Here is a 5727-nt window from a genome sequence, read left to right as displayed (position 1 = left end):
AAACCGCTGAAAAGAGAGACCTTTGAAAACTTGCTGACACCCGTGATAAACACAAATTTTAAGTACTGGTCCGCTTCTTTTATGACTGAATAAAAATTTTTAAGTTCCTCTCTTATCTCCATCGCTAGGTCTTTTTCAATTATCCGATCCAAAAGGGGCTTGTCGTACTCGTCAACAAGGACAACCACCGGGGCATTATACTTTTCGTATATCTTTTGTATCAGCTCAAAGAATCTTCCCGTAATCGTCTCAAATTCTAACTGAACGCCGTATTCTCTGCTATTTCTTTCCAGTAACTCTTTTTCAATAGCCTTTAACTCATCAAGGTTTCTAACAGCTCCACTGCCGAAGCTAATACTGATCACAGGATATTTTTTATCCCAGTCCCAGTTATTCTCCAAATACAGTCCTTTGAAATATTCCTTTTTGCCCAAAAATGCCCACTTTAAAGTGCCCTTTTTTGTTTATTATATCATAATTAAACCTAGCGCTAGTAACAAACAGTAGTAACAAATAACATTGCCGCAAGAGATAATGATAGAATAAATTATTATACTTTACATTATTATAATTTTGGGTATAATAATTAACAGCAACATCATTCCTTGAGGTGAACAAAATGTTTGTCGGCAGGAAACAGGAGCTGGAAATTTTAGAAAAAGAATACCAGAGGCAGGGGGCTTCTTTCGTAATTATCTACGGGCGAAGGAGAATTGGAAAGACTTCTCTTATCAAGGAATTCACAAAAGACAAACCCGCTTTGTATTTTCTGGCGACAGAGGAAATAGAAGATGAGAATATGAAAAACTTTCAAGACAAAATCACGTCTCATTTTAACCTGGAGTTATTTAAGGACGTTTATCTGAAAAACTGGGAAAAAATTTTCCAATTAATCCCTGAAACGAAGGAAAAATTTATAATCGCGATAGATGAATTCCAATACCTCACCATGACAAACAAAGCTGTCCCCAGTATCTTTCAGAAAATATGGGACGAACTTTTGTGCAATAAAAACATTATGCTCATACTGTGCGGATCTTACGTAAACATGATGGAGAATCTTGCCCTTTCCTATAACAGCCCCCTTTTCGGCAGGAGAACAGCGCAAATCAGATTAGGTCCTCTTAATTTTTTTGAGGCCAAATTGATGTATAACGACGAGAACACAGAAAAAAACATAATACGCTACAGCATCACCGGCGGCGTGCCCAAGTATATAGAAATGTTCGACTACAAAACTCCCGACATATATAAGGCAATAGCTGAAAATATCCTGAAAAAAGGCAGTTTCCTCTACGAAGAGGCAGAATTCCTGCTGGAAAAAGAAGTTGAAAAGAATATAACATATTTTTCAATATTAAAGGCAATAGCAATGGGCAACCACAAATTGGGCAAAATAGCCTCGACACTTTCCATGCCCGTATCTTCAGCAATAAAATATTTAGATACATTGCAAAAAATGGATATAGTGGAAAGGGCAGTTCCTGTGACCGAAGAAAATCCCGAAAAAAGCAAAAAGGGCCTTTATTTTATCAAAGACAATTTTCTAGACTTCTGGTTTAAATTCGTCTTCCCTTATAAGTCATATCTAGAACTAGACAAAGTAGATTACGTGCTAAACATAATAAAAAATAGGCTCATTGAGAGCCACGTTTCCTATACATTCGAACAGGTCTGCCGCCAATTTGTGTCTTATAAATTCCCTGTAACATTTCCCCTTATAGGGAAATGGTGGGACAGCTCGGACGAAATCGATATAGTTGGCCTAAACCACGAAGAAGAAATCTGCCTTTTCGGCGAATGCAAATTTTCCAATAACCCTATTGGCCTAGAGTTGCTTTTCGAACTAAAAGAAAAGGCAAAAAAGGCAAATATCAATACAAACTACAAACCCTACTACGTCTTTTTTTCGAAAAACGGATTCACAAAAGAATTGATAGACTATGCAAGAGAAAAAAGAGAGGTATTTTTATTCACTGTAGAAGATATAAGTTGAATTTTCCCGGTAAACTTCTGATATAATATTCTTAATCTTATCCTAATTTACAGGGGTGATATTTTGCTTTTACCATCAGGAATAGATGATTTTAAGGATATCATTGAAGGAAACTACTACTATATCGATAAAACAGGGCTTATAGGGGATCTTTTGCGCGACGGCGCAAATGTCATACTAATCACCCGCCCCAGAAGGTTCGGAAAAAGTCTCAACTTTTCCATGATCAAATACTTCTTCTCAAATGAAAGAGATTACTCATACCTTTTCAGAGGACTTAAAATAGAAAAGGACCCCCTCGCTTTGGAATACATGAATAAATACCCGGTTATACATATAACATTCAAAGATGCAAAGGTAAATACCTGGGAGGACAACCTGTCAATCATCTCCGAAGTATTAAGAAATGCATACAAAGAACACATCTATCTCCTAAAAAGCGAAAAGATATTTGACTTTGACAAGGAATACATACAGGCAGTCTTAAGAAAAGAATTGAAAGAGAGCGAGATAAGGTATGCCCTTTCGCGATTAACGGAATATCTCGAAGCCCACTTTGGAAAAAAAGTAATCCTTCTCATAGACGAATACGATGTGCCTATAGAGAGCGGATATGTAAACGGATACTACGAACAGGTCGTGGACTTCATGAGAGGCATGCTCACCGCAGCCCTCAAAGGAAATCCCTCCCTCTTCAAAGGACTTCTGACCGGAGTATACAGAGTTGCAAAAGAAGATATATTTTCGGGTCTCAACAACCTGGTGGTTTACACCATCCTAGACGACTTTTACTCCAATTACTTCGGCTTCACCGAGGAAGAAGTAAAGAAGATGCTCTCCGACTTTAATATGGAGGATAGATACGAAGAAATAAAGGAATGGTATGACGGCTACTTTTTTGGAGGCGCAAAGAGCATATACAACCCCTGGAGCGTCATAAATTATATCTCGATGAAGCAACCTCAAGCTTTCTGGGTAAATACATCAAGCAACGACCTGATAAGAAACCTGATAACAGAAAGCGGCACCGGTGTAAAGGAACAGATTTCAAGGCTCATTGCCGGAGAGGACATAAAAAAGGACATAAAAATCTCCACCGCACTTAGAGATATAACTTATGATAAAGAAGCCGTATGGGGCTTATTTCTCTTTTCGGGATACCTCACGGCAAAAGAAAAACAAATACGGGGATTGAAGGCTCACTGCACCCTTGCCATACCCAATAAGGAGCTGAGAGAACTCTACATCGACATATTCGAAACATGGTTAAAGGGCATGGAACTTGAGCCGAACGGAACGGAAAGGCTCTTTGAATATCTTTTCGAAAAAAATAGCGAAGCCTTCGAAAGGGAATTCAACGAAATTCTCCTCAAGGTTTCGAGCTATCACACTTTCGCAGATGAAGCTGAAAAAGTGTATCAGGCCTTTGTCCTTGGGATGCTCAGCGTGCTAGGCGAGCGCTACGAAGTAAAGTCCGAAAGAGAAAGCGGTTTTGGCAGGTATGATGTGGTAATAATCGATAGAAAAGTTCCGAGGGCGATAATAATGGAATTTAAGGTATCGGAAGGCGACCCTGCAAAAGACGCGCAAAAGGCCTTAGAGCAGATAGAAAGCAAAAAATACGAGGCGGATTTGAGGGACAGGGGAATAGAAAACATCGTGAAGGCAGGAATAGCCTTCAAAGGAAAAAGCTGCTCGTGCAGGATAGCATGAAAAAAGCCCGCCGAAAAGCGGGCTTTCGCGTTTTAGCCCTTTTCCTATAATATCTGCTGCACCTTGTAAAAACAGCCGATGACATAACCAGCAGCTTTTTTTAGCCCCTTATCTTCCAGATATTTCGCATATTTTTCTACAAATTCCTCTTCAAAAAGCTCTGAAATGTTATTTAAGATAAGATCGCTTTCGTCCACCTTGCGCGGTATGTTCTTAGAGAAATTTAATAAAAGGCTGGCATATATTTTCCCCAGCAAACCAAACTGAAATGGAGTATAAGGGTATAGAAGTACGCCGGCAAGTTCGTTCATTTTCCTGTATCTTTCTTCCTGTTGCTTTTTCACTTCTTCATCATCCGTAAAAACTCCGTTTTCTAATGCATTTACCATTTCTTTTGACAGCCATCTCTGGATTCCTTCAAGAAAATATTCACGCCGGTTGCCTTCCCACAGTATATTTTCCAGGTTAACTTTTTCCCCCGGGGATTCAGCATGTTTTATGTAAAAGTCTAAAAGTCCATCATAGATCGCGAAAAGAGGTATGTCAATCTTTTCAGCTTCTTTAACAAGATTTTCAGCTTCATCCTTAAATTTTGAAGAAAACAATTCTCCCATATAATTACCAAAATTAGGACATTCCTGGACCAACCCTTTAATCTTATTTACGAGTTCACCAAAATCAAATTTCAAATCGAACTTGTATTCTTCATACCACTTATTTACTTTTTTCCGCGCCTCCATAATTTCTTCAATCGAGGCATTGAATACAGGCTCAATAAAGATATCGGCAAACTTCTCATCCGCGGCACTGCTAACCGCCCAGAGGAGAGTTTTTAATTCTTCTTCCGAATATACTTCGCTTTTTATAGATTTTGCAATTTGTAAAAGCAGAGGCTTTAAAAAATCCCTGCTGCAGATCTTTTTCCACAGGGAATCCATTGATTCTTTATTCTTCAATTTTTCATCCAGCAGCCACTCCCCTGGAACGCGCACCATCTTTAACCCCGGCTTTTTAAGGAGAAGTTCCTGAAAGTCCTCCATATAATCATCGGAAAAACCATCGGATTTCTCGCCTTCCGTTTCCTCCCATACTCGTCTCATCAGCTTTGCCATATACTCGGTTTTGGACATTTGACCTCCCACATCCAAACCAAGCATAACAGAAAGCAGATGTACCGCCGCCATCCCGTGAGCTGAAAGTCCTTCTCCTATTGCCTTCAGTATCCTCCGCTTCTGTTCCTCTACCCTGTCCATACAGCACTTTTTGTATTTTTTGCCGCTGCCGCAGGGACATTTGTCGTTTCTGTCCAGTTCAAAAATCTGTGCCATATACACTTAACCTCTTTTCCTTTTCGTCGTTAATTTGATTTGAAAATTATCCGTATATATTTTATCACAAAATCTTCCGAAAATGAAGGAACAATATGCCTGCACCGGGGAGTTGTGATATAATATTTCTAACCCTATCCTGATTTTCAGAGGTGATACCTTGCTTTTGCCATCGGGAATAGAGGACTTCAAGGACATCATCGAGGGAAATTACTACTACATCGATAAAACAGGGCTCATAGGGGACCTTTTGCGTGACGGCGCAAATGTCATTCTCATAACCCGGCCAAGAAGGTTCGGAAAAAGCCTTAACTTCTCCATGATTAAATATTTCTTCTCAAATGAAAGAGATTACTCATACCTATTCAAAGGACTTAAAATTGAAAAGGACCCCCTTGCATTGGAATACATGAACAAATACCCAGTCATACATATTACGTTTAAGGATGCAAAGACAAGTTCGTGGGAAGAAACCTACGATGTATTAAAAAGCATTATATCAAAAGAATACGACAAGCACTCATATCTTTTGGAATCGGAAAAACTTAGGGAACACCATAAAAAATACATAGTAAAAATTTTGGAAAGGTGGGGCGAACCGGTAGATTACAGGGAAAGCCTCTATAACCTCACATACTTTCTCGAAGCCCACTATGGCAAAAAAGCGGTTCTTCTCATAGACGAATACGA

5 protein-coding genes are annotated in these 5727 nt (G+C 39.2%); 3 read left to right on the top strand and 2 right to left on the bottom strand.

What is annotated here, in order from left to right; genetic code table 11:
• The coding region (locus BUB66_RS11720; RefSeq protein ID WP_159431540.1) for an AAA family ATPase at positions 1 to 434 on the bottom strand (434 nt) is incomplete at its 3' end.
• 185 nt (positions 435 to 619) lie between these two features.
• Between BUB66_RS11720 and BUB66_RS11715 the strand changes: the two genes are divergently transcribed.
• Together BUB66_RS11715 and BUB66_RS12460 are read left to right on the top strand one after the other, a co-directional pair.
• Positions 620 to 1996, top strand: a complete 1377-nt coding sequence (locus tag BUB66_RS11715; protein WP_073258718.1) for an ATP-binding protein — start codon at positions 620 to 622, stop codon at positions 1994 to 1996.
• 63 nt (positions 1997 to 2059) lie between these two features.
• Positions 2060 to 3709 (top strand): AAA family ATPase, encoded by a 1650-nt coding sequence (locus BUB66_RS12460; RefSeq protein ID WP_084099046.1) that lies wholly within the window; start codon positions 2060 to 2062, stop codon positions 3707 to 3709.
• A gap of 44 nt (positions 3710 to 3753) precedes the next feature.
• Here the strand turns inward: BUB66_RS12460 and BUB66_RS11705 are convergent, their stop codons facing one another.
• Positions 3754 to 5037 (bottom strand): SEC-C domain-containing protein, encoded by a 1284-nt coding sequence (locus BUB66_RS11705; protein ID WP_073258714.1) that lies wholly within the window; start codon positions 5035 to 5037, stop codon positions 3754 to 3756.
• A 160-nt stretch (positions 5038 to 5197) separates the two neighbouring features.
• On the opposite strand from BUB66_RS11705, the gene BUB66_RS11700 reads away from it, so the two are divergent.
• Positions 5198 to 5727 (top strand): AAA family ATPase (locus tag BUB66_RS11700; RefSeq protein ID WP_159431539.1); only part of this gene is annotated, 530 nt, incomplete at its 3' end.

Origin of the sequence: Caldanaerovirga acetigignens (assembly GCF_900142995.1) — a bacterium.
Classification (GTDB): Bacteria; Bacillota; Thermosediminibacteria; order Thermosediminibacterales; family Thermosediminibacteraceae; genus Fervidicola; species Fervidicola acetigignens.
The sequence above is the reverse complement of the archived record's forward strand: the minus strand, read 5'-3'. Positions and strand labels throughout refer to the sequence as shown.

What these genes read in the sequence shown, in the direction of transcription:
- BUB66_RS11715 (WP_073258718.1), top strand. Translation starts at nt 620, where the DNA reads ATGTTTGTCGGCAGGAAACAGGAGCTGGAAATTTTAGAAAAAGAATAC.
- BUB66_RS11705 (WP_073258714.1), bottom strand. Translation starts at nt 5,037, where the DNA reads ATGGCACAGATTTTTGAACTGGACAGAAACGACAAATGTCCCTGCGGC.